Here is a 19281-nt window from a genome sequence, read left to right on the forward strand (position 1 = left end):
GGGGTCCTTTCGGGGGTGCTTCGGAACGGGCGGTCAGGAGATCCAGGCGAGGATGAGGATCATCGTCGCGAGGAAGCCGGCGAAGTAGTTGAGGGCGATGAAGCGTCGCCAGGCGCGGTTCGTGGAGGCGGAAGTCGCGTCCGTCACGTTCCACCACGGTGCTGCATTCACCACATAGGGCAACGCGAGGACGGCAGCGAGCGGGCCGGGCCACGGAGTCCACAGTATGGCCGTGCCTGCGATCACCCACAGCGCGAGCGACAGGCGTACGGTCGCCCGTGCACCGATGACCGTGGCGATCGAAGAGATGCCGCCCGCCCGGTCGGGGCCGATGTCCTGCACGGCGCCGAAGGCATGGGCGGCCATCCCCCAGAGGAAGAACGCGCCGAGCGTGACGACGGTTCCCGTCGTCGCCGACGCTCCGGCCAGGGCGAGGCCGACGATCGCGGGACTGACGAAATGTGTGCTGGAGGTGACGGAATCGAGGAACGGGCGCTCCTTGAATCGGAGGAACGGCGCGGAGTATGCGATGACCGCGAAGACGCTCACCGCAAGCCAGGCCGTCGAGGCCGGGTTCCCGACGATCACGAGGTAGACGAGGAAGGGGATGTTCGTCGCCGCAGCCGCCCACAGGGTCGCTCGATGGATGCGGGGTGCGAGCAGTGCTCCCTCGATGCCTCCCTTGCGCGGGTTCGCCAGATCGGAGGCGTAGTCGAACACGTCGTTGATCCCGTACATCGCGAGGTTGTAGGGGATGAGGAAGTACAGGGTGCCGAGCACGAGGGTGAGGTCGATGTCGCGCGTGCTCAGGAGGTAGGCGGCCGCGAACGGGAAAGCCGTGTTGATCCAACTGATCGGACGCGACGACAGCACGATCTGGGCGATGTCCCGTGCGATGCCGTTCGACGGCGCGGTGGCTCCGCTCAACGTCGTTCCTCCTCATCTGTCGGTGTCCGCCCGCGGGACCGCCGAAGGGCGCGCATCGCGGTCCACGCGGCCGGAAGGAGCAGAGCACCTGCGAGCGGGTAGGCGAAGTCCTCGATCGGCGCGAGCCCGACGTGCACTCCGAGCAGCGGATCCTGGGCGTAGTGGAACAGCCCGCTCGCGATCATCACGGTGTCGAACGCGGCGGTGAGAAGGAAGAGCACGAGGATGGTCAGGAGCACGGATGCGGGGCGTGGTCCGCGACCGCGGGACGCGAGCACGAGCGCCGCGCCGGCAACTGCGGAACCGGCGACGAACCAGGCGGAGAGCTGGAGGTAGGTCATCATCGCTCCCTCTGTGCCCTTGTGCGTGCACGGAGTCGGGCGAGCACACGCGTCGTCCCGGTGTAGATGATCATGGTGCAGACGACGAGGAACAGCAGGAAGACGGGTTCCTCGATGGGCAGCTCGGGAGCGAGCACCAGGCCCGTCGCGATCGCTCCGTCGCCGCGGAAGAAGATCCCGTTCGCGATCCCGGCCACGTCCCACACGAGGAAGAACACGAGGCCGAGGGCCGTCACGACGGCAGCGGAGACCGCGTCGCGCCAGAAGAAGAGCCGGAACCGCCAGTCCAGCAGCAGCATGCAGCCCAGCGACACCAGGAGGGCCGCCAGATACACCGCACCCATCAGGACGCCTCCGTCCCGACGGGGGAGTGTGCGGGAACGGGGAGCGGCCCCGGCGAGTGGTCGCCCCTGATGCGTTTGAGGACGACCTCCGCGCTGATCAGACACATCGGAACCCCCACGCCCGGTGCCGTCGTGGCGCCGGCGTAGAACAGACCCTGCACGCGCTTGGATGCGTTCTGGGCGCGGAACATCGCACTCTGCGAGAGGATGTGGGCCGGGCCCAGCATCCCGCCGCGCCAGGAGTGATAGTCGTCACGGAAGTCCGCGGGCCCTGTCGTCTGCCGCACGACGATCCGCTCCCGCAGGTCGGGGATGCCCGCCCAGGTCGCCACCTGATCGATCGCCGCGTCGGCCGCACGCTCGACCGCAGGGGATCCGTGTCCGTCGGCCCCACCGTTGCCGAGATCGACGTCGGCGGGCACCGGGATCAGGACGAACAGGTTCTCATGGTCGGCGGGAGCGACGTCGGGGTCGGTCGCGCTCGGCCGGCAGACGTAGATCGATGCCGGGTCCGGCACCGTCGGGGTGGAGCCGAAGATCGCGTCGAAGTTCGCGTCCCAATCGTCGGTGAAGAACAGCGAATGGTGAGGGAGCTCGGGCAGCGCGCCGCGTACGCCCAGCATCACGAGGATCCCGCCGGGTCCGCTGGTGCGTCGCGCCCACCACGATTCCGGATAGGTCTGCAGCGAGGCAGGGAGCAGGGCGGTCTCGGTATGGTGCAGATCGGCTGCTGAGACCACCACGTCGGCGCTCTCGACGTGGGAGGCACCGGACTCGTCGAGCCAGCCGACGCCGGTCACGTGCGTGCCGTCGGCGCCGTCCTGCGTGCGGATCCCGGTCACCTGCGCCTCGGTCACGATCCGTGCTCCCGCATCGCGTGCGAGTGCCTCGATCCGTTCGACCACGCGCCAGAATCCGCCCTGCGGGTAGCTGACGCCCTGATCGAGGTCGAGCGCACTCATGAGGTGGTACATCGCCGGAGCGCTTCGGGGATCGGTTCCGAGGAACACTGCGGGGTAGCCCAGGATCTGGCGCACGACAGGGTGGTCGAAGCGCCGCGCAGCGTAGGACTGCAGGCGTGTTCCGAGCAGGGCGCCCAGTCGGGGCAGAGCGCGGACCACCTCCGGCGCGAGAAGCGACCGCATGCGCGTGAACGGGTTGTAGAGGAAGTACTTCCGGGCCATCGCTCCGGCATCCTGCGCGGAGTCGAGGTACGCGTCGAGCGCTGCCGTTGAGCCGGGTTCGAGCGCTTCGAACAGCCGTGTGACCTCTTCCCGTCCTGCGGGCACGGTCACCGGTGTCGGGGAGGCATCCACCGCTCCGGGCGCTCGGAACACGCGGTAGCCCGGATCGAGCCTGACCAGGTCGAGCTGCTCGGCGGTCGTGGTGCCCATCATCTCGAAGAAGTGGTCGAAGACCTCCGGCATCAGGTACCACGATGGGCCGGAGTCGAAACGGAACCCGTCGCGTTCGATCGTCCCTGCTCGGCCGCCGACACGATCGTTCTTCTCGAGGACGACGACGTCGTGTCCGTCCCGTGCGAGCAGTCCTGCCGTGGCGAGACCGGCAACGCCGGCGCCGATGACGACCACCCGGCTCATCGGTCGCGCTCCAGCGCTGTGACGAGCACGGATCGAGCGGCGAGGACGGCCTTGATCGGATCGGGAACGCGGACCCGGCGCCGGTAGAGGACGTCGACGGGAGTCGTCGACACCCGCCGAGTGAGCGCGGCGAACAACGCCAGGGCGCTGCGAACCGCGGCGCGCGCGTCCTTGGGCAGCAGCGGGATCGCGGCGCGCGCGTCGGCCAGCTGCCCGAACACGGTCTCGACCCACGCGTCGCGATCAGCGTCGGTGAGACGCGCGCTCCCGCCGAGGTAACCGCGGTGCAGGCGGTCGGTGTCGTCCGCGAGGTCGCGCAGGAAGTTCACGTTCTGGAACGCGGCGCCGAGCTGCCGTGCCCCGTGCCGCAGGATCTCCCGTTCCTCCCGCGTCCGCTCGGCGTCTCGGAGGAACACCTGCAGACACATGAGCCCGACGACCTCAGCGGAGCCGTAGACGTAGGCCGCATGGGCGTCGATGTCATACGCGGCGAAACCGGAGTCCGCGTCGATGTCCGCACGCATCGAGTCGAAGAACGGCTGGGTCAGGTCCTCGCCGATCGCGCACTCCCGCGCCGTGCGAGCGAACGCATGCAGGATCAGGTCGCTGCTGTAGCCGCTGCGCATCGACCGATGGGTCTCCGCGATGTACGAATCGAGGGCGGCTGATTGTGCCGTGACGTCAAGGCCGGCCTCCGCAGCCACGCCGTCGACGATCTCGTCGGCGATGCGGACCATCGCGTAGATGTTGCGCACGTGCTGCCGATGGCGTTTCCCGAGCAGGCGGCTGGCGAGTCCGAACGACGTCGAGTACGTGCGGATGACATCGGTCGTGGCGATCTCCGCCGTGCGGTTGAAACGTCGGAGTGCGGTCTCATCGCGGTGGCCGGATGGGGTCGTGCTCATCGGCGACGACTCCCGACTCGGGAAGCGAGGCTCCGAATGGCCTCTGCCGCCGTGGTGGGGACCAGGCCCGCGGATTCCGCGTCGAGAAGCGCGGCATCGGCGGCATCGAGATGCTCCTGCACCAAACCCTCGACGAAGGCCTCGGAGCCGCATGCGCGCAGTCGGTCGCGAGCAGCCGCGGCGTCCGCCGGGCTGAGGTCGGTCCGTCCGAAGTGCCGCTCGATCCCGTCCCATTCGCTCGTCATGCGCGCGTACGCGATGATCGCCGTCTCCTTGCCCTCTCTCAGATCGGAGAAGGGGTCCTTGCCGTGCTCCTCGGGGTCGCCGAACACCGACAGCAGGTCGTCCTGCAGCTGATAGGCGAGTCCGAGGTTCCATCCGATCGCCGTGAGGTGCTCCTCGGCAGCGGTCGACGAACCCGCGAGCACCGCAGCGGCGCGCAGCGGCAGGACGAAGGAGTAGGTCGAGGTCTTGTACGCGCTCGTGGAGAGGATCGTCCGCAGATCGGGAGCGATGATGCCGTCGCTGAGTGCGACGTCGGTGTGCTCCCCCGCCACGGTCTCGAAGATCGTCTCTTCGAGCAGGCCGAGCAGGCGCTCGCGAGACTCTGCGGCGACCTCGGCGCGCGCGAAGCCCAGCACCGCCGACGACAGGAGCAGATCCCCGAGGAGGATCGCGCTCGAGCGCGCCCAGTGCAAGGAGGTCTCGGTCGGTCCTGCGGGGCGGGATGCCGCGAGCGCTCCGATCAGATTGGGTCTTCTGCGCCGCGTGAGGTCACCGTCGATCACGTCGTCGTGGAGGAGGAAGGCGTAGTGGAGAAGCTCGACGTGGGCGGCCACCTCGATCGCGGACTGCGTCTCGGCGATCGTCAGCGGCGCGGGTGCCAGCGCATGCGTGAGATCGAGGAGCAGGCGGGGACGGATCAGCTTTCCCCCGAGAGCGTGTTCCTCGGCGGCCCGCCACAGTGCGACGAACTCGCTCCCGTAACGCTCGGCCGCTGTGCTTCTCTCGGAGAACCGGTGGCGAAGTGCCTCCTCGATCCGGGTGCTCAGCGATTCCTCGGTGGTCGTCGCGCTCATCGGTCACACCTCGCCGCGTTGACGTAACAGGGGCAGCTGCTCGACCAACCACGGACTGAAGGCGAAGGGCGCATGCGCCACGGCCTCGATCAGCGGATCCACGTCGACCCACGTCCACTCGGACACCTCATCGGGATTCGCCGTGGGGTCGGCGTCGAGGACGGCGACGTGCACTGGACAGATCTCGTTCTCGACGATCCCGCTCGCATCGACGGCGCGGTACCGGTAGTCGGGGAGCGCGGTGCGGATGTCCGACACCTGGATGCCGAGTTCCCCGCGACCGTGGCGAAGCACCGCATCGACCATGGCCTCATCCGGTCGCGGGTGGCCGCAGAAGCTGTTGGTCCAGACACCCGGCCACGTCTTCTTCGTGAGCGCCCGGCGGGTGATCAGCAGGCGACCGTCACGGTCGAAGACGTAGCAGGAGAAGGCCAGGTGCAGGGGAGTGTCGCTGGTGTGGATTTCGCTCTTGGGAAGCGTTCCGACAGCCGTCCCGTCTTCGGCGAGGAGGGTCACGTCATCCACGGCATCTCCTTGGCCTCGAGCGTTCCCGATTTAGCTAACTTGGTGAGTAGTCAACTTAGCATGAAACTGTTGGTGTGTAACATGATCGCATGGACTCGGAGCCCGGCACCACCCCGAACGCGGGCGCGCAGGAGTCGTCCCCCGCACCGGGAGCAGGGGTGAGTCCGACGGGCGAGACGCCGGACGGGCTCATCCACACCGCGATCTACGACGTCGAGGCCAGCGACCCCCGCAGTGTCCTGATCGACCGCACAGGCGTGCCGCCCGAGGAGCTGAAGCAGATCGCGCAGGTCATGGAGTCGTTGGCAGGGCTGCGCGAAGCGGAGCAGACCCTCTCGCAGGCCTCGCGCCGGTACATGCGCCTGAACGAGACCGACATGCGCGCGTTGCACTATCTGATCGTGTGCGCGAATCGAAACCTCGTGGCCACTCCGGGGGGCATCGCCCACCACCTCGGCGTCTCCACCGCGGCGACCACGAAGCTTCTCGACCGCCTCGAGCAGGGAGGGCATATCGCCCGCGCTCCGCACCCGACCGACCGCAGGGCGTTGCAGATATCCATCACCCCGGAGACTCGGCATGCGGCGATGGAGACCGTGGGTCGGCAGCAGGCGAAGCGGTTCTATTCCGCCGCTCGCCTGACGCAGGCCGAAAGGGAAGTCGTGATCCGCTTCCTCACGGATATGACCGAGGAGATCACGCTTCGGGACGAGCCCTGGCTGCAGGAGGGCGCGTAACAATTACCCCGTAGGGGGTGAAGAACGTCTGGAATGACGTCAGTGCGCCGCGTTGTACGCGTCGACGACCTGCGCAGGAATGCGTCCACGCTCGGAGAGCTTGTGGCCATTGTCATTCGCCCATGCGCGGATCGCCGCGACCTCGGGGTTCCGCGCTGGACGCTTGCGTGCGGACGACGTGCGTGAGGCGTTCGAGGACGATCCCGCCTTGCGTCCGGCCGCCACGTAGGGCTCCAGCGCCTTGCGCAATTCATCGGCGTGCGCGGTGTTCAGGTCGATCTCATAAGCGGTGCCGTTGAGCGAGAAATGCACAGTCTCGCCTTCGCCGACCTCCAGAACGCTGCCATCGATGTCGTCGACCAGCTGGTGCACAATTCGTCTCGCCATGGGGGCGACTTTACTCCCCTGAGAGAAATGCGACAACTCGAAATGCTCGATCGCATTCATCTCGCAAAGCCCGTGCGATTACTCCATTCCCTTTGATCAGGGAAGAAGTCCGATTCGCCGGGCTCTCGCGACAGCGGCGTGGCGCGTCGACGCATCCAATTTGGACATCGCCGTCCCCAGATATGCCTTGATGGTGCCTTCTCGCAGACCGAGTTGCGACGCGATCTCCGCGTTGGTCGAACCGAGCGCGGCGCATGCGAGCACGTCGGTCTCGCGCGGAGAGAGGTGGATCGCGGGGATCGGCCCCGTGGCCGGCGCCGCACCGTCCCCGGCGAGGGTCAGCAGGCGCCGCTCGACGTGCGCGATCCTGGTGCGGAGATCTTCGTCCTCGACGGAGGCCGCGATGCTGCGGAGTTCCGCGAAGCTCTGCCGCAGTTCCTCGCGTTGCGCCGGGGCGACCACGTCTTCATTGAGGGCGGTCTCCTGGAGTCGCCGTTGCACCTCGTCGCGGATGCGCAGTTCATCGGCGACGGATCGGGCGACCTGCATGGCGGGGGCGGTGGTCACCCCGCCGACTCGCTCCTCGTCCCACCCGCCGGCGTAGAGCACCCCGCGGGAGCGTCCCTGGACGACGATGGGAAGAGCGAGGAGCGTACGCAGACCTTCTCCCAGCACGAAGACGTCGTAGTCGTGGGTGATCTGCTGGGACGACCCGTAGTCACTCGTCATGCGGGGGCGGAGCTCCATCATCGCGCGACCGCCGAGGCCGCGTTCCGGACGCACGCGAAGACCGTCCAGCGAACGCGTGCGAGCGCCGACGATGCTGGTGACGCTCACCACGCCTTCTTCGATGAGGCCGCCGAAAGCGACAGGGAAGCGTGTGCGCCGTGCAAGCTCCCGCACCGCGTTCGCGACGAGATCCGCCTCGGATTCGCGGGCGACGGGTGAGTTCACGACTACCTACTTTCGGGGGTGACGACGCAATGCCCCGTTTCGTAGCGTCGACCCTACCATTCGCGCGAGGTGGCTCGTGCGAGCACCGGACATGTGGCAAGGAGGCCCCATGAGCGACCAGACGAACACGGATCCGAACGGTGAGATCGACTACACAGCGGTCGAACGATCACCGAGATTCCTGACCTTGAAACGCACGCAGAGATCGTTCATCTTCCCGATGGCGGCCTTCTTCCTTCTCTGGTACTTCGTCTACGTCCTTCTGGCCGCCTTCGCTCCGGATTTCATGGGACAGCGGGTGTGGGGTGACATCACGATCGGCCTCCTCTTCGGCCTCGGCCAGTTCGTCACCACCTTCGCGATCACGATGGCCTACGTCTCCTTCGCGAATCGCAAGCTCGATCCGCTCGCGGCGCAGATCCGCGAGGAACTCGAGGAAGCGCAGGGCGCGGCATGAGCGGCGTGCGCACGGCAGCACCCGCTGCCCTCGAGATCAATCCGGTCTTCAACATCTCGATCTTCCTGGCGTTCGTGGCGGTGACGCTGTTCATCGTGATCAGAGCGAGTCGCAACAACAAGACCGCGGCCGACTACTACGCCGCCGGCCGCTCGTTCACCGGTCCGCAGAACGGGTTCGCTATCGCGGGCGACTACCTGTCCGCCGCATCATTCCTCGGGATCTGCGGTGCGATCGCGATCAACGGGTACGACGGATTCCTCTACTCCATCGGCTTCCTCGTGGCGTGGCTCGTGGCCCTGCTCCTGGTCGCCGAGCTGATGCGGAACACCGGCAAGTTCACCATGGCGGACGTGCTCTCGTTCCGCCTGCAGCAGCGGCCTGTGCGGATGGCGGCCGCCATCACGACGCTCGCCGTGTGCTTCTTCTACCTGCTGGCGCAGATGGCGGGTGCCGGCGGTCTGGTGTCCCTGCTGCTCGGCATCGACGGTCGGGTCGGTCAGTCGGTCGTGATCGCGGTCGTCGGCATCCTCATGATCGTCTACGTGCTGATCGGCGGCATGAAGGGAACGACCTGGGTGCAGATCGTCAAGGCCTTCCTCCTCATCGGCGGTGCCCTCGGGATGACCGTGTGGGTGCTCGCGATCAACGGGTTCAGTCTGAACACGCTGCTCGAGGCCGCGGTGGCGAACTCGGACAAGGGTGACGCGATCCTGGCGCCCGGTCTGCAGTACGGAGCAAATCCGTGGGACTTCCTCTCTCTCGGTCTGGCGCTCGTGCTGGGCACCGCGGGATTGCCGCACGTCCTGATGCGCTTCTACACGGTTCCGACCGCCAAGGAGGCCCGTCGCTCGGTCGTCTGGGCCATCTGGCTCATCGGCGGGTTCTACCTGCTCACGCTCGTGCTCGGGTACGGTGCCGGCGCCCTGGTCGGAGCGGACGTGATAGCCGCGGCCCCGGGGGGTGTGAACTCCGCGGCCCCGCTGCTGGCTCTCCAACTCGGCGGACCGGTGCTGCTCGGCTTCATCTCGGCTGTGGCATTCGCGACGATCCTCGCGGTCGTCGCGGGACTCACGATCACCGCTGCCGCGTCGTTCGCGCACGACATCTACGCGAACGTCATCCAGAAGGGGCGCAAGGACTCGGAGGGCAAGCCGATCGAAGCCGACCCCAACGGAGAGGTGCGCGTCGCCCGACGTACGGTCATCGTGATCGGCATCCTGGCGATCGTCGGCGGGATCGGCGCGCAGGGGCAGAACATCGCGTTCCTGGTGGCGCTGGCTTTCGCCGTGGCCGCGTCGGCGAATCTGCCCACCATCCTGTACTCGCTGTTCTGGCGCCGATTCACCACTCGCGGGGCCGTGTGGAGCATGTACGGCGGGCTCGGGTCGGCGATTGTCCTCATCGTCCTCTCGCCGGTGTTCTCGGGAACCCCGACATCGATGATCCCGGGGATCGACATCGCCGTGTGGCCGCTGAACAACCCGGGCATCGTCTCGATCCCGTTGGGCTTCCTGCTCGGCTGGCTGGGCACGATCACCAGCAGCCGCAAGGAGTCTCCCCGGTTGGCCGCGGAGATGGAGGTGCGATCGCTCACCGGATTCGGCGCGGAGAAGGCCACGGAGCACTGAGCCTGAGCCTGAAGTCGTGGACCCGGCGGCCTACTCGCCGGGTCCACGACACCGCCTGCCGACGGCTCAGCTCGTCTCGAGGTCGAGCAGGAACTTCTTGCGCTCAGGGTGCGCGCCGTATTGGCCCGCGCTGCCGTCCGACCGCACGACGCGGTGCACCGGGACGATGATCGAGAACGGTGTGATGCGACACGCTGTGCCGACGGCGCGCGCGGCGCCGGGGTGTCCGGCGAGGACCGCGACCTCTCCGTAGCTCATCGTCTCGCCCCACTCGATGTCGCAGATCGTCCGCAGAGCGGTCAGAGCGAACCCGTCGACGAGTCGCCAGTCGAGGCGGATGTGCTCGTCGAAGCGCACCTGCTCGCCGTCGAAGTAGTCGGCGAGCAGATGGGCGAGCTCGTCGGCGGCGCCGGGGTCGGGCTCCGGCACGGATCTCAGCTGGCGCGACACGCCTTCGAGCAGCCAGGGCACGCGCGGGTCTTCGGATTCGGAGAGATCGAACCGCACGATGCCCTCGTCGGAGAACACCGCGAGAGCATCGCCGAAGGGGGTCGGCGCGAAGTCGTAGCGGAAGGTCATGCCCCCATCCTGACCGCTGGACGGGACACCGCACGCCGCTGTTGCCGCTCCGGGTGGAGAACCTCGTCGGCGCGGACGCCGGGCAGGAGAAGTGGACGGTGCATCGCATCGCGGAAATTCGGCGGAAACCCGCCCGGGATACCCCGCGTCGGCATGTCGCGCGCCTAGGGTGTCATTGTGTGGCGACGTGAAGGAAAGTCTGCGGACGACACAGCGGTGGATCCTGCTGTGTCGATCAGCGACCTGCACGGGTCCACTGCCGGCATCGACATCGCGCACGCAGCGGAGTCGGAGCGCACGCGTCTGAGAGCGGAGGCCGCGGATCTCGGCGGCCCCTCGCCACTGGTGAGCTTCCGCGACAGCCCCGAGTCGGGTATCGACATCTCCAAGGCGCACCCCGGCAGCCTGCCGCAGTTCATCACCGGCAAGTCGACGCTGCTCTCGAACCTCTTCCGCGATGAGGTCGGTCTGCGCACAGCGAGACTCGCCGCGGAGCGCATCACAGCAAAGAACACCGAGCTGCGCACCGTCCGCGGCATCGAGGCCGTGCACCTCGCCGTCGGCGTCGCCCGGTGGCGCATCGGGGGAGCGGGGTTCGCCGCACCTGTGCTGTTGCGTCCGCTGGCGATCCGCCGCCACCACTCCGACTTCGAGCTGAAGCTGCAGGGCACCTTCGAGGTGAATCCCGAACTCGTGCGGATCGCCCGCGATCACTTCGGTCTCACGATCGACGCGACAGCTCTCGCAGCCCTCGCCTACGACGGCGGGATCTTCAAGCCGCAGCCGGTGATCGACAGCCTGCGCGCGATCACGCGATCGATCGACACCTTCTCGGTCGAGCCGCGCCTGGTCGTCTCGACGTTCGCCGACGTGTCCGGGGTGATGTCCCGCGACGGCGGCAGTCTCGACCATCAGGTGCTGAACGCCCTCGCCGGACACGTGGGCGACCGCGAGCGCGTGACCGCCCCACGGGCGATCCCGCACCACATCGGGCCGGACGACCGCGCTCCTGCGTCCGACAATCTCCTCCTCGACGCCGACGCCGAGCAGGAAGCTGTGCTCGCGCGCATCGCCGCGGGGCACTCCCTGACCGTCGCGACGCTTCCGGGGACCGGCGGCACGCAGACCGTGATCAACGCGCTCGGCGAACTCGTGCGCGGAGGCAAGCGCGTCCTCGTCGTGTCCGCGCGTCGCTCGACCCTCGACGGCGTCCGCCATCGTCTCGCCGGGATCGGACTGGACAGCCTCGCGGTCTCGCCGGCGAACGTGCGGCGCGATCTGGTCAGGGCCATCGGGCGCAACGAGAAGGCCACGGCGCCGAAGGTCGGCGAAGTCGACGATGCCCTCGTGCGCCTGCGCACCGTCCTGCGCGACTACCGTCAGGCGCTCAGCGCGCCGATCGCCGGGTTGGGCGCCTCGGTCCTCGACGCCACCCGCCAGCTGACGCGCTTGGCGTCGCTCCCTGTTCCACCGTCGACCACCGCGCGTCTCGGACCCGATGCGCTTCGTCGCCTCGCCGCCGACCGCAGCGAGGCTGCCGAGGCCCTCGCACAGGCCGCCCGTCTCGGCGAATTCCGCTTCGGCCCGAACGACTCGCCCTGGTACGGGGTCACCTTCTCCAGCACCGAAGCCGCACGAGCGGCGCACGAGCTCGCCGGGCGACTGCACTCGCAGAGCGTGCCCACCCTGCTCGAGCGCGGCTACGAGCTGATCGCGCAGACGCACATGCGTCCGTTCGCGACCATCGACGAGCTCGGCGAGTACCTGCGGCTGCTGCAGGGGATCCGCGATTCGCTCGACCGATTCAGCCCCACGGTCTTCGAACGTCCTCTGGGTGAGCTCATCCAGGCGCACGGTTCGCGCCGCGACGCTCCCGGCCTGTCCGGGGCGAACAGGCGGAGGCTCCGTCGGCTCGCCAAGGAGTATGTCCGCCCTGGAGTGCATGTCACCGAGATGCATGAGGCTCTCCTGCGGATCCAGGCGCAGCGCACCCAATGGCAGCGCTTCGTCGACGCCGGCGTCGCTCCGGAGATCCCGCTCGGTCTCGCCGACGTCCACGCGGCCTGGCAGCGTGTGGAAGCCGAGCTCGCCGAACTCGACACCGCCCTCGGACGCCGTGAGCCGTTGGCATCGCTGCCCGTGGCCCGGCTCGTTCGCACCCTCGCCGGCCTCGCTGCCAAATCCGACGTCTTCGAGAACCTGGTCGAGCGCGCCCAGCTGCGTGACCGACTCGCCCTCCTCGGGTTGGAGCCGCTTCTCACCGAGCTCTCCGTCCGCCACGTCTCGGAGTCCCAGGTGGGGGAGGAGCTCGAGTTCGCCTGGTGGCAGTCCCTCCTCGAGCGCGCCCTGCAGGACAACCGCGCCCTCCTCGGAGCGAACACCGCGGTCGTCGATCGGCTCGAGCGCGATTTCCGCCTGGTCGATGAGGCGCATGCCGCTATGGCCGGACCGCTGCTCGCATGGCAGCTGGCCAATCAGTGGCGCATCGCGATCGTCGACGAGCCCCAGCAGTCGCAGCACCTGCGTCAGGCGCTGACGCAATCCGCGACGACCACCGCGCAGGTGGTCAGCGCTGCGCCCACCCTTGTCGACGTGCTCGCGCCGGCCTGGATCTCCTCGCCGTACCTGGTGCCCGAGATCCCCGACTCGGTCGAGTTCGACACCGTGATCCTCGTCGATGCCGCAGCGATCAACCTCGCAGAAGCGGCCCCGGCGATCCGTCGTGCGCGCCAGATCGTCGCGTTCGGCGACCCGGTCACGCAGCGCCCCACCCCGTTCCGCATCGCGGTCGATCCGGAGGAGTCGTGGGAGCCCGAGGTGCCCTTCGACGACGTCTCGGCCTTCGAGCGGCTGTCCGAGCTCCTGCCCGTGCTGACCCTCACCCGCAGCTACCGGGCGGGTGGCGAGGACCTCGCGGAGCTCATCAACGATGCCTTCTACGGAGGCGAGATCGTCTCCCTTCCCTGGGCGGGCTCGTACCTCGGTCGTGGCAGTCTGACGGTCGACTACGTCGAGGGCGGTACGGGAACGCCCGATCCGATCTCGGGTGCGGTCGAGAGCCCGGATGCCGAGGTCGCCAGGGTCGTGACCCTCGTGGTCGAGCACGCGGTGCACCGCCCGTCGGAATCCCTCATGGTGGTCACCGCGAGCGCCCGCCACGCCGAGCGCGTGCGCGCCGCCGTCACTTCGGCGTTCGCCGGGCGATCCGATGTCGCGGACTTCGTCGGCCGAGACACGGTCGAACCGTTCGCGGTGCTGACGCTCGAGGAGTCAGTTGCCGAGAGCCGCGATCGTGTGATCTTCTCGCTCGGCTTCGGCCTCACCAAGCACGGCCGCGTCCTGAGCGACTTCGGCGACCTCTCCACACCGGACGGCGAGCGACTGCTCACGGTCGGGATGACGCGAGCGCGCCGTTCGATGGTCCTCGTCTCGTCGATCCGTCCCTCCTCGTTCGACGATGGGCGCCTGGAGCATGGGGCGGCGACCTTGATGTCGATCCTCGGCGGCCTGGCCGCCCGGAGCCGGGATGCGCGGCTGGAGGATCTCGCCGACCCGCTGACCCTGGCGCTTGCCCGCGAACTGCGGCGCCTCGGCGCCTCGGTGGACGTCGACTACCGCGGACTGCTCCCGCTGGTCGCGCAGCACGGCGGCAAGGCCGTCGTGATCGAGTCGGATCCCGAGACGCGAGGCGAGTCCCTGCGCGAGTCCCTGCGTCTGCGCCCGCACGTGCTGCGTCGCCTGGGCTGGCACTACGTGCGCGTGCACGCGTTCGACCTCTACAGCGACCCCGTGACCGTGGCGACCCGGATCGCCGCGGTGCTCGGCATCTCGGATTCCGCCCCGCGCGCGGAGAACGATACGCAGCCGATCGACACGCTCGACACCCAGAATGACTGAGCACCCGGGGCCCGCGGACCCGCGCCAGCACGTGGAACGCATCGCTGGATCTCGTCGTGCGCGTCTCACTCCGGTGCCGGGGAGCGACCCGGAACCGGAATCGGGGCCAGCGGAGACGCCGCCGGCGCGGAACCGGCCGAAGGGTGCCAAGGGGCCGAACGACGACCAGCTGCTCCAGGACGTCCCGCCGCACTACTGACTGTGCGGCTCCTACCTCGGCCGGGAACGGAGAGACGCACGGTCCCTCCGAAGAGGGACCGTGCGTCTCGAGTGGTTCCAGCCGGTCAGGCTCCGCGCTGTGCCTTGAGCAGATCGCGGATCTCGACGAGCAGCTCGGACTCGGTCGCCGCGGCCGGCTCCTCCTCCGGCTCTTCCGCGGGCGTGCCCTTGCGGGCCTCGACATGAGCTTTGAACGTGTTCATCGGCAGCACGAACACGAAGTACACGACGACGGCGACGGCGAGGAAGCTGATGATCGCCGAGATCAGGTCGCCGATCGGGAAGGTCACCGTCTCGCCGTAGATGTTCGGAACCTGGATCCCGAACTGTCCGGCCGCGTCCGCCTTGAGGAAGAGCGCGATGAGCGGGTTGATGATGCTGTTGACGACCGCCGTGACGATCGCGGTGAACGCCGTGCCGATGACGACCGCGACGGCCAGATCGATGACGTTGCCCCGGAGCAGGAAGTCCTTGAAACCTTTGAGCATGGGATCCCCCAACAGATCGATACCTCAGGAAGAGGCCGGAGTCGACGCAGCCGCCGGTTTGGCGCTCGTCGTCGATTCCGTCTTCGATGATGCCGAACCATCCTTCGATCCACCGGATTTGGCGCGCGAGTCCGTGCGATAGAAACCGGAGCCGTTGAAGGTCACACCGATCGAGCCGTACTGCTTGCGCAGCGCGCCACCGCACTCGGGGCACACAGTGAGAGCGTCGTCGGCGAAGCTCTGCACGGCGTCGAAGGTGTGACCGCACGCGGTGCAGGCATAGGCGTAGGTGGGCATGGGGGTCCTTGAGATCAGCGTCGCCGCGGCGACAGGGTGAGGGTCTGCGACGGGGTAACGACGCCGTTCACCGGCTGGTCGTGGACCTCTCGCGGAAGTTCGTCGAGTACCTCGGAATCATAGATGACCGCGTAGACGGGAGGGCACTTCTCCATCGAGCCGATCGTCTTGTCGAAGTACCCGCGCCCCCAGCCCATGCGCATGCCGGAACGGTCGACCGCCGCGGCAGGGACGATCATCAGGTCGACGTCGTTCACGGCGATAGGGCCCAGCACCTCGCCCGTGGGCTCCGGCAGGCCGAAGAGGCCCTCGGCGACCTCGTCATCGTCCGTGGCGACAGCCCAGTCCAGCAGTCCGTCGGCGCGGGTGACGGGGAGGAGCACGCGGATGCCGCGGCGCACGGCCCTGGTCACGAAGTCACGGGTGCCCGGCTCTGTCGTGGTGGAGAGGAAGCAGGAGATGGATCGGGCGCCCAGTTCGTCGACGAGGGCATCGAGGCGTTCGCCGATGGCCGTGGCCGCCGTCTCGCGTTGTGTGTCGGAGAGGAGCTGGCGTCGTTCGCGGAGCTCGGCGCGGAGTGCGCGCTTGGCGTGTTCGACGTCGTTCGACATGGCTCCGAGTCTACGTCGACGCTCACCACTAGGCTGAGAGGATGGGCAACCACAAGATCAAAGCAGTCATCCCCGCCGCCGGACTGGGGACACGATTCCTGCCCGCCACGAAGGCGATGCCGAAGGAGATGCTCCCGGTCGTCGACAAGCCGGCCATCCAGTACGTCGTCGAAGAGGCGGCTGACGCCGGGATCGACGACATCCTCGTCATCATCGGGCGCAACAAGAACGCGATCTCCAACCACTTCGACTCGGTCCCCGAGCTCGAGGTGAAGCTCATGGAGAAGGGCGACACCGGTCGCCTCGAGCGCGTGATGAAGTCGAGCGACCTCGCCGACATCCACTTCGTCCGTCAGGGGGAGCCGAAGGGTCTGGGTCATGCAGTGCTGCGTGCGCGCACCCATGTCGGCGACAGTTCTTTCGCCGTGCTGCTCGGTGACGACCTGATCGACGAGCGCGATCCGCTGCTCACCGAGATGATCGCCGAGCACGAGCGCACCGGCGCCGCGGTGATCGCGCTGATGGAGGTCGATCCCGCGAACATCCACATGTACGGCGCCGCTGCGGTCGAACCCCTCGAAGGGTCGGATGCGGTTCGGGTCACCGGTCTCGTCGAGAAGCCGGCACAGGAGGACGCCCCCTCGAACCTCGCGGTCATCGGACGCTACGTCCTCCCGGCCTCGGTCTTCGAGATCCTCGAGCACACCGAGCCGGGCAAGGGGGGCGAGATCCAGCTCACGGACGCACTGCAGGTGATGGCGGCCGACCCTGACGGCCCCGGCGTCGTCGGCGTCGTCTTCGGTGGTCGCCGCTACGACACGGGCGACCGCGTCGACTACATCAAGGCGATCGTCCAGCTCGCGGCAGACCGCGACGACCTCGGTTCGGAGCTGCGCCCCTGGCTCAAGGAGTTCGCGGAACGCCTCTAGGCGGCTTCGCGGGCGTCGGTGCGGCATGGATCTGGCGACGGGGATGCGACACGGCCCGATAGAGCTGCGGCTCGTCCGAACGAAGGATGCGCGGCCTCTGCAGCATGAGCTGCTCGCCAACAGGTCATGGCTTCAGCCGTGGGAGGCGACCGTCCCGTACGGATCGGTGTCCTTCGATATGAGGCTCAGCATCCGTCGCCTGCTCCAGCAGTACCGTGACGGCTCCGGCTACCCCTTCATCATGGAGTACGACGGGGAGGTCGCGGGGCAGCTCAACGTATGGGGAGTCTCTCGGGGCTCGCTGTGCTCTGCCACGATCGGGTACTGGGTGAGCGAGCGGTTCGCGGGTCGCGGGATCACCCCGACAGCGGTCGCGATGGCCACCGATGCGTGCTTCACCGAGTACGGCCTGCACCGCATGGAGATCTGCATCCGTCCGGAGAACGCCGCGAGCCTGCGCATCGTCCAGAAGCTCGGGTTCCGGTACGAGGGATTGCGGCGGCGCTACATCCACATCGACGGGGACTGGCGCGACCACTACGCATTCGCCCTGACCACGGAAGACGTGCCGCAGGGTGTGCTGGCGCGGTGGCTCAGCGGCCAGGTGCCTCCCGACGCCGCGACGGTGCCGCCGGCCGACCGCATATCGTCCTGAAACACCCGTCCGGACAGCGGATCCGGACGAACACGCCGCGACACGCGCCCGTCTGTACGGCGCTGCCCGCTCCCAGCCCTTAGCGTTGTCGGTATGGACGGGCCGGTGCTGAGCGGAGGAGTGATCGTGCTCGTCGCCGTGCTCTTGTGGATGCTCTATCTGCTGCCGTCGTGGCGAGGCCGGTTCCAGTACAACGCCGCCGAACGCAACGCCGTGCGACTGAACCAGGCGCTGCGCGTGCTCGCCGAGACGAGCGAGACGCCGGGGGAGGTCCGCGTCGAGCTGAACGCCCGCACCGCGCTCGCTCAGCAGAAGCTGGCGAAGAGGGTGCAGTCGGAGCGGGAGGCCGCCGCGCTCGAGGCTCTGCGGCAGGAACTCGCGGCCACCAGGGCCGACCCTGTGATCCGTCGGGCGCGCGCGCGCAGACGTGTGCGTATCCTCGCGACCAGCAGCCTGCTGGTCGGGCTCATCGTCGCCGGGCTGGGCGTGTGGCAGCTGCTGGCTGCCGGCGGATCTGCTCTGATCTGGGTCGGTGGTGCGGTGGTCGTCGTCGCCGGTGTCGCTCTGCAGCGCATGGCCGCGGTCGCGAACCGTGCCGCGCGCGCCGCCCACGTCGTGGCCACCCCTGTTGCTCCGCGTGTGGCCCCCGAGCTTCACGACCAGGGCCGAGCGACGTGGACGCCGCGTCCGCTGCCCGAGCCGATGGCATCCGTGGCGGGGTCCCGCGCGCAGGTCGCGCAGGCTCAGCTGGACGCCCAGGAGGCGCGCCGCAAGGCCGCGCGGGTCGCCGCACTGCGCGAGCGGGCGGAGCAGATGGCACCGGAGCCGCCGGTGGCCCTGCCGGCCGCGTCGTCGCCGTACGCGCGGATGGGGTTCGTCGACGACGCCGAGATCGAGGCCCACGTGCGCGAACTGCTCTCCCGTCGGGCCGCAGGATGACGGTCTGCGACGCGAGCGGCCCTCTCGTCGTGATAGCGTAGAACCTGTTCACGGGCCTATGGCGCAGTTGGTAGCGCGCCTCGTTCGCATCGAGGAGGTCAGGGGTTCGAATCCCCTTAGGTCCACCGTGAAGACGGCCGATGGGACATGAGAGATCATGTCCCGTCGGCCGTTCTGGTTCCTCGGCCGCTCGTGCTGGAGGTCGAGACCGGGTCTGTGAGTGAGCGCCCTCGCCGCACGGGGGTTGGGGCTGGTCAGCCCCGGCTCGCCTCGAGCAGTAGCCGGAGCCGCTCCTCGGGGCTGCCGACGATCGTGACCACGTGCGGGACGGAGCCTGCGCGCTCGAGGTCATCGACGAGTCCCACCAGCGCTTCGTCCATCGCGACGCGCAGAGCCGGGTCCTCGTCGCCGGTGACGTGGATCGGCCGGCTCCCGTCCAGGGGCACGATCGCGACGAGGTCGATCGCGGCCATCGACGCCTCCACGATCTCTGCGGCGCGGGCGAGGAGCGCGCCGTCACTGCGGCCCAGCTCCTCCAGAGCGGTCAGGTAGGCGAGGAAGTCGAGTGGCCCCCGCTCGCAGATCACCGCGGAAGCGGCGGCCGACTCCCGGAGTCGCGCCGCGGTGACGCGCAGCTGCACGGCGAAGCTGTGCTCGCTCGCGGGATCGTCGAGATCGAGGTCCTCGAAGGGGTCGGGCAGTACGACGTACTGGGGGCGGACCGCACGGAAGTCCGAGATCAGCGTGCTCTTGCCGCTGGCGTGCGTCCCCGACACCAC

21 protein-coding genes and 1 tRNA gene are annotated in these 19281 nt (G+C 68.4%); 8 read left to right on the top strand and 14 right to left on the bottom strand.

Annotated features, from left to right (window positions below):
* Positions 1-33: 33 nt before the first annotated feature.
* From MOX01_RS06540 to idi, 7 genes are read right to left on the bottom strand one after another with little or no spacing between them, the layout of a single operon-like run.
* Positions 34-927, bottom strand: coding sequence for a prenyltransferase (locus tag MOX01_RS06540; protein WP_141368964.1), 894 nt, complete (start codon positions 925-927; stop codon positions 34-36).
* Positions 924-1271 carry a lycopene cyclase domain-containing protein gene (locus MOX01_RS06545; protein WP_307723495.1) on the bottom strand — a complete coding sequence of 116 codons (348 nt, stop codon included), beginning with the start codon at positions 1269-1271 and terminating at the stop codon, positions 924-926. The genes MOX01_RS06540 and MOX01_RS06545 overlap by 4 nt, the downstream gene beginning before the upstream one ends.
* Complete coding sequence (locus MOX01_RS06550) at positions 1268-1612, bottom strand: lycopene cyclase domain-containing protein (protein WP_127012508.1); 345 nt, start codon at positions 1610-1612, stop codon at positions 1268-1270. The genes MOX01_RS06545 and MOX01_RS06550 overlap by 4 nt, the downstream gene beginning before the upstream one ends.
* The gene (gene crtI / locus MOX01_RS06555) at positions 1612-3213 is read right to left on the bottom strand and encodes a phytoene desaturase family protein (protein ID WP_113681618.1); all 1602 of its coding nucleotides are present in this window, start codon (positions 3211-3213) and stop codon (positions 1612-1614) included. Before crtI ends, MOX01_RS06550 begins: the two co-directional genes overlap by 1 nt.
* Positions 3210-4118: a phytoene/squalene synthase family protein gene (locus tag MOX01_RS06560; RefSeq protein WP_058631263.1), complete on the bottom strand. Its 909-nt coding sequence runs from the start codon at positions 4116-4118 to the stop codon at positions 3210-3212. Before MOX01_RS06560 ends, crtI begins: the two co-directional genes overlap by 4 nt.
* Positions 4115-5197 carry a polyprenyl synthetase family protein gene (locus tag MOX01_RS06565; RefSeq protein ID WP_058631262.1) on the bottom strand — a complete coding sequence of 361 codons (1083 nt, stop codon included), beginning with the start codon at positions 5195-5197 and terminating at the stop codon, positions 4115-4117. Before MOX01_RS06565 ends, MOX01_RS06560 begins: the two co-directional genes overlap by 4 nt.
* A gap of 3 nt (positions 5198-5200) precedes the next feature.
* Positions 5201-5722 carry an isopentenyl-diphosphate Delta-isomerase gene (gene idi, locus MOX01_RS06570; RefSeq protein ID WP_141368966.1) on the bottom strand — a complete coding sequence of 174 codons (522 nt, stop codon included), beginning with the start codon at positions 5720-5722 and terminating at the stop codon, positions 5201-5203.
* An 89-nt stretch (positions 5723-5811) separates the two neighbouring features.
* Here idi and MOX01_RS06575 point away from each other — a divergent pair, with 89 nt between their 5' ends.
* Positions 5812-6459, top strand: coding sequence for a MarR family winged helix-turn-helix transcriptional regulator (locus MOX01_RS06575; protein ID WP_082738431.1), 648 nt, complete (start codon positions 5812-5814; stop codon positions 6457-6459).
* Between the two features lie 39 nt (positions 6460-6498).
* Here MOX01_RS06575 and MOX01_RS06580 read toward each other — a convergent pair whose 3' ends face one another.
* Together MOX01_RS06580 and MOX01_RS06585 are read right to left on the bottom strand one after the other, a co-directional pair.
* On the bottom strand, positions 6499-6846 hold the full coding sequence (locus MOX01_RS06580; protein ID WP_058631260.1) for a histone-like nucleoid-structuring protein Lsr2: 348 nt from the start codon (positions 6844-6846) through the stop codon (positions 6499-6501).
* A gap of 96 nt (positions 6847-6942) precedes the next feature.
* On the bottom strand, positions 6943-7800 hold the full coding sequence (locus MOX01_RS06585) for a LuxR C-terminal-related transcriptional regulator (protein ID WP_046749803.1): 858 nt from the start codon (positions 7798-7800) through the stop codon (positions 6943-6945).
* Between the two features lie 109 nt (positions 7801-7909).
* Between MOX01_RS06585 and MOX01_RS06590 the strand changes: the two genes are divergently transcribed.
* Positions 7910-8257, top strand: coding sequence for a DUF485 domain-containing protein (locus MOX01_RS06590; protein ID WP_061015963.1), 348 nt, complete (start codon positions 7910-7912; stop codon positions 8255-8257).
* The gene (locus tag MOX01_RS06595) at positions 8254-9888 is read left to right on the top strand and encodes a monocarboxylic acid transporter (protein WP_058631258.1); all 1635 of its coding nucleotides are present in this window, start codon (positions 8254-8256) and stop codon (positions 9886-9888) included. The genes MOX01_RS06590 and MOX01_RS06595 overlap by 4 nt, the downstream gene beginning before the upstream one ends.
* A gap of 66 nt (positions 9889-9954) precedes the next feature.
* Here the strand turns inward: MOX01_RS06595 and MOX01_RS06600 are convergent, their stop codons facing one another.
* Positions 9955-10467 (bottom strand): methylated-DNA--[protein]-cysteine S-methyltransferase, encoded by a 513-nt coding sequence (locus MOX01_RS06600; protein ID WP_058631257.1) that lies wholly within the window; start codon positions 10465-10467, stop codon positions 9955-9957.
* A 228-nt stretch (positions 10468-10695) separates the two neighbouring features.
* Here MOX01_RS06600 and MOX01_RS06605 point away from each other — a divergent pair, with 228 nt between their 5' ends.
* Positions 10696-14364 (top strand): ATP-binding protein, encoded by a 3669-nt coding sequence (locus tag MOX01_RS06605; protein ID WP_174799759.1) that lies wholly within the window; start codon positions 10696-10698, stop codon positions 14362-14364.
* A 284-nt stretch (positions 14365-14648) separates the two neighbouring features.
* Here MOX01_RS06605 and mscL read toward each other — a convergent pair whose 3' ends face one another.
* The 3 genes from mscL to MOX01_RS06625 are packed head-to-tail and all read right to left on the bottom strand — an operon-like array spanning position 14649 to position 15979.
* Positions 14649-15071 (bottom strand): large conductance mechanosensitive channel protein MscL, encoded by a 423-nt coding sequence (mscL, locus tag MOX01_RS06615; protein WP_046749797.1) that lies wholly within the window; start codon positions 15069-15071, stop codon positions 14649-14651.
* 24 nt (positions 15072-15095) lie between these two features.
* Positions 15096-15368 (bottom strand): FmdB family zinc ribbon protein, encoded by a 273-nt coding sequence (locus MOX01_RS06620; protein WP_046749796.1) that lies wholly within the window; start codon positions 15366-15368, stop codon positions 15096-15098.
* A gap of 14 nt (positions 15369-15382) precedes the next feature.
* Positions 15383-15979 (bottom strand): 5-formyltetrahydrofolate cyclo-ligase, encoded by a 597-nt coding sequence (locus tag MOX01_RS06625; RefSeq protein ID WP_046749795.1) that lies wholly within the window; start codon positions 15977-15979, stop codon positions 15383-15385.
* Between the two features lie 41 nt (positions 15980-16020).
* On the opposite strand from MOX01_RS06625, the gene galU reads away from it, so the two are divergent.
* The 4 genes from galU (at position 16021) to MOX01_RS06645 (ending at position 18627) form a co-directional block, all read left to right on the top strand.
* On the top strand, positions 16021-16908 hold the full coding sequence (gene galU, locus MOX01_RS06630) for a UTP--glucose-1-phosphate uridylyltransferase GalU (RefSeq protein ID WP_046749794.1): 888 nt from the start codon (positions 16021-16023) through the stop codon (positions 16906-16908).
* 43 nt (positions 16909-16951) lie between these two features.
* Complete coding sequence (locus MOX01_RS06635) at positions 16952-17563, top strand: GNAT family N-acetyltransferase (protein WP_141369147.1); 612 nt, start codon at positions 16952-16954, stop codon at positions 17561-17563.
* A gap of 93 nt (positions 17564-17656) precedes the next feature.
* Positions 17657-18502, top strand: a complete 846-nt coding sequence (locus tag MOX01_RS06640) for a hypothetical protein (RefSeq protein ID WP_141368968.1) — start codon at positions 17657-17659, stop codon at positions 18500-18502.
* 52 nt (positions 18503-18554) lie between these two features.
* Positions 18555-18627, top strand: a tRNA-Ala gene (locus MOX01_RS06645).
* A 129-nt stretch (positions 18628-18756) separates the two neighbouring features.
* Here the strand turns inward: MOX01_RS06645 and MOX01_RS06650 are convergent.
* Entirely contained in the window at positions 18757-19278 is a 522-nt protein-coding gene (locus MOX01_RS06650; RefSeq protein WP_170224165.1) for an AAA family ATPase, read from the bottom strand.
* Between the last annotated feature and the right edge of the window lie 3 nt (positions 19279-19281).

Origin of the sequence: Microbacterium oxydans (assembly GCF_006540085.1) — a bacterium.
Taxonomy (GTDB): Bacteria; Actinomycetota; Actinomycetes; order Actinomycetales; family Microbacteriaceae; genus Microbacterium; species Microbacterium oxydans.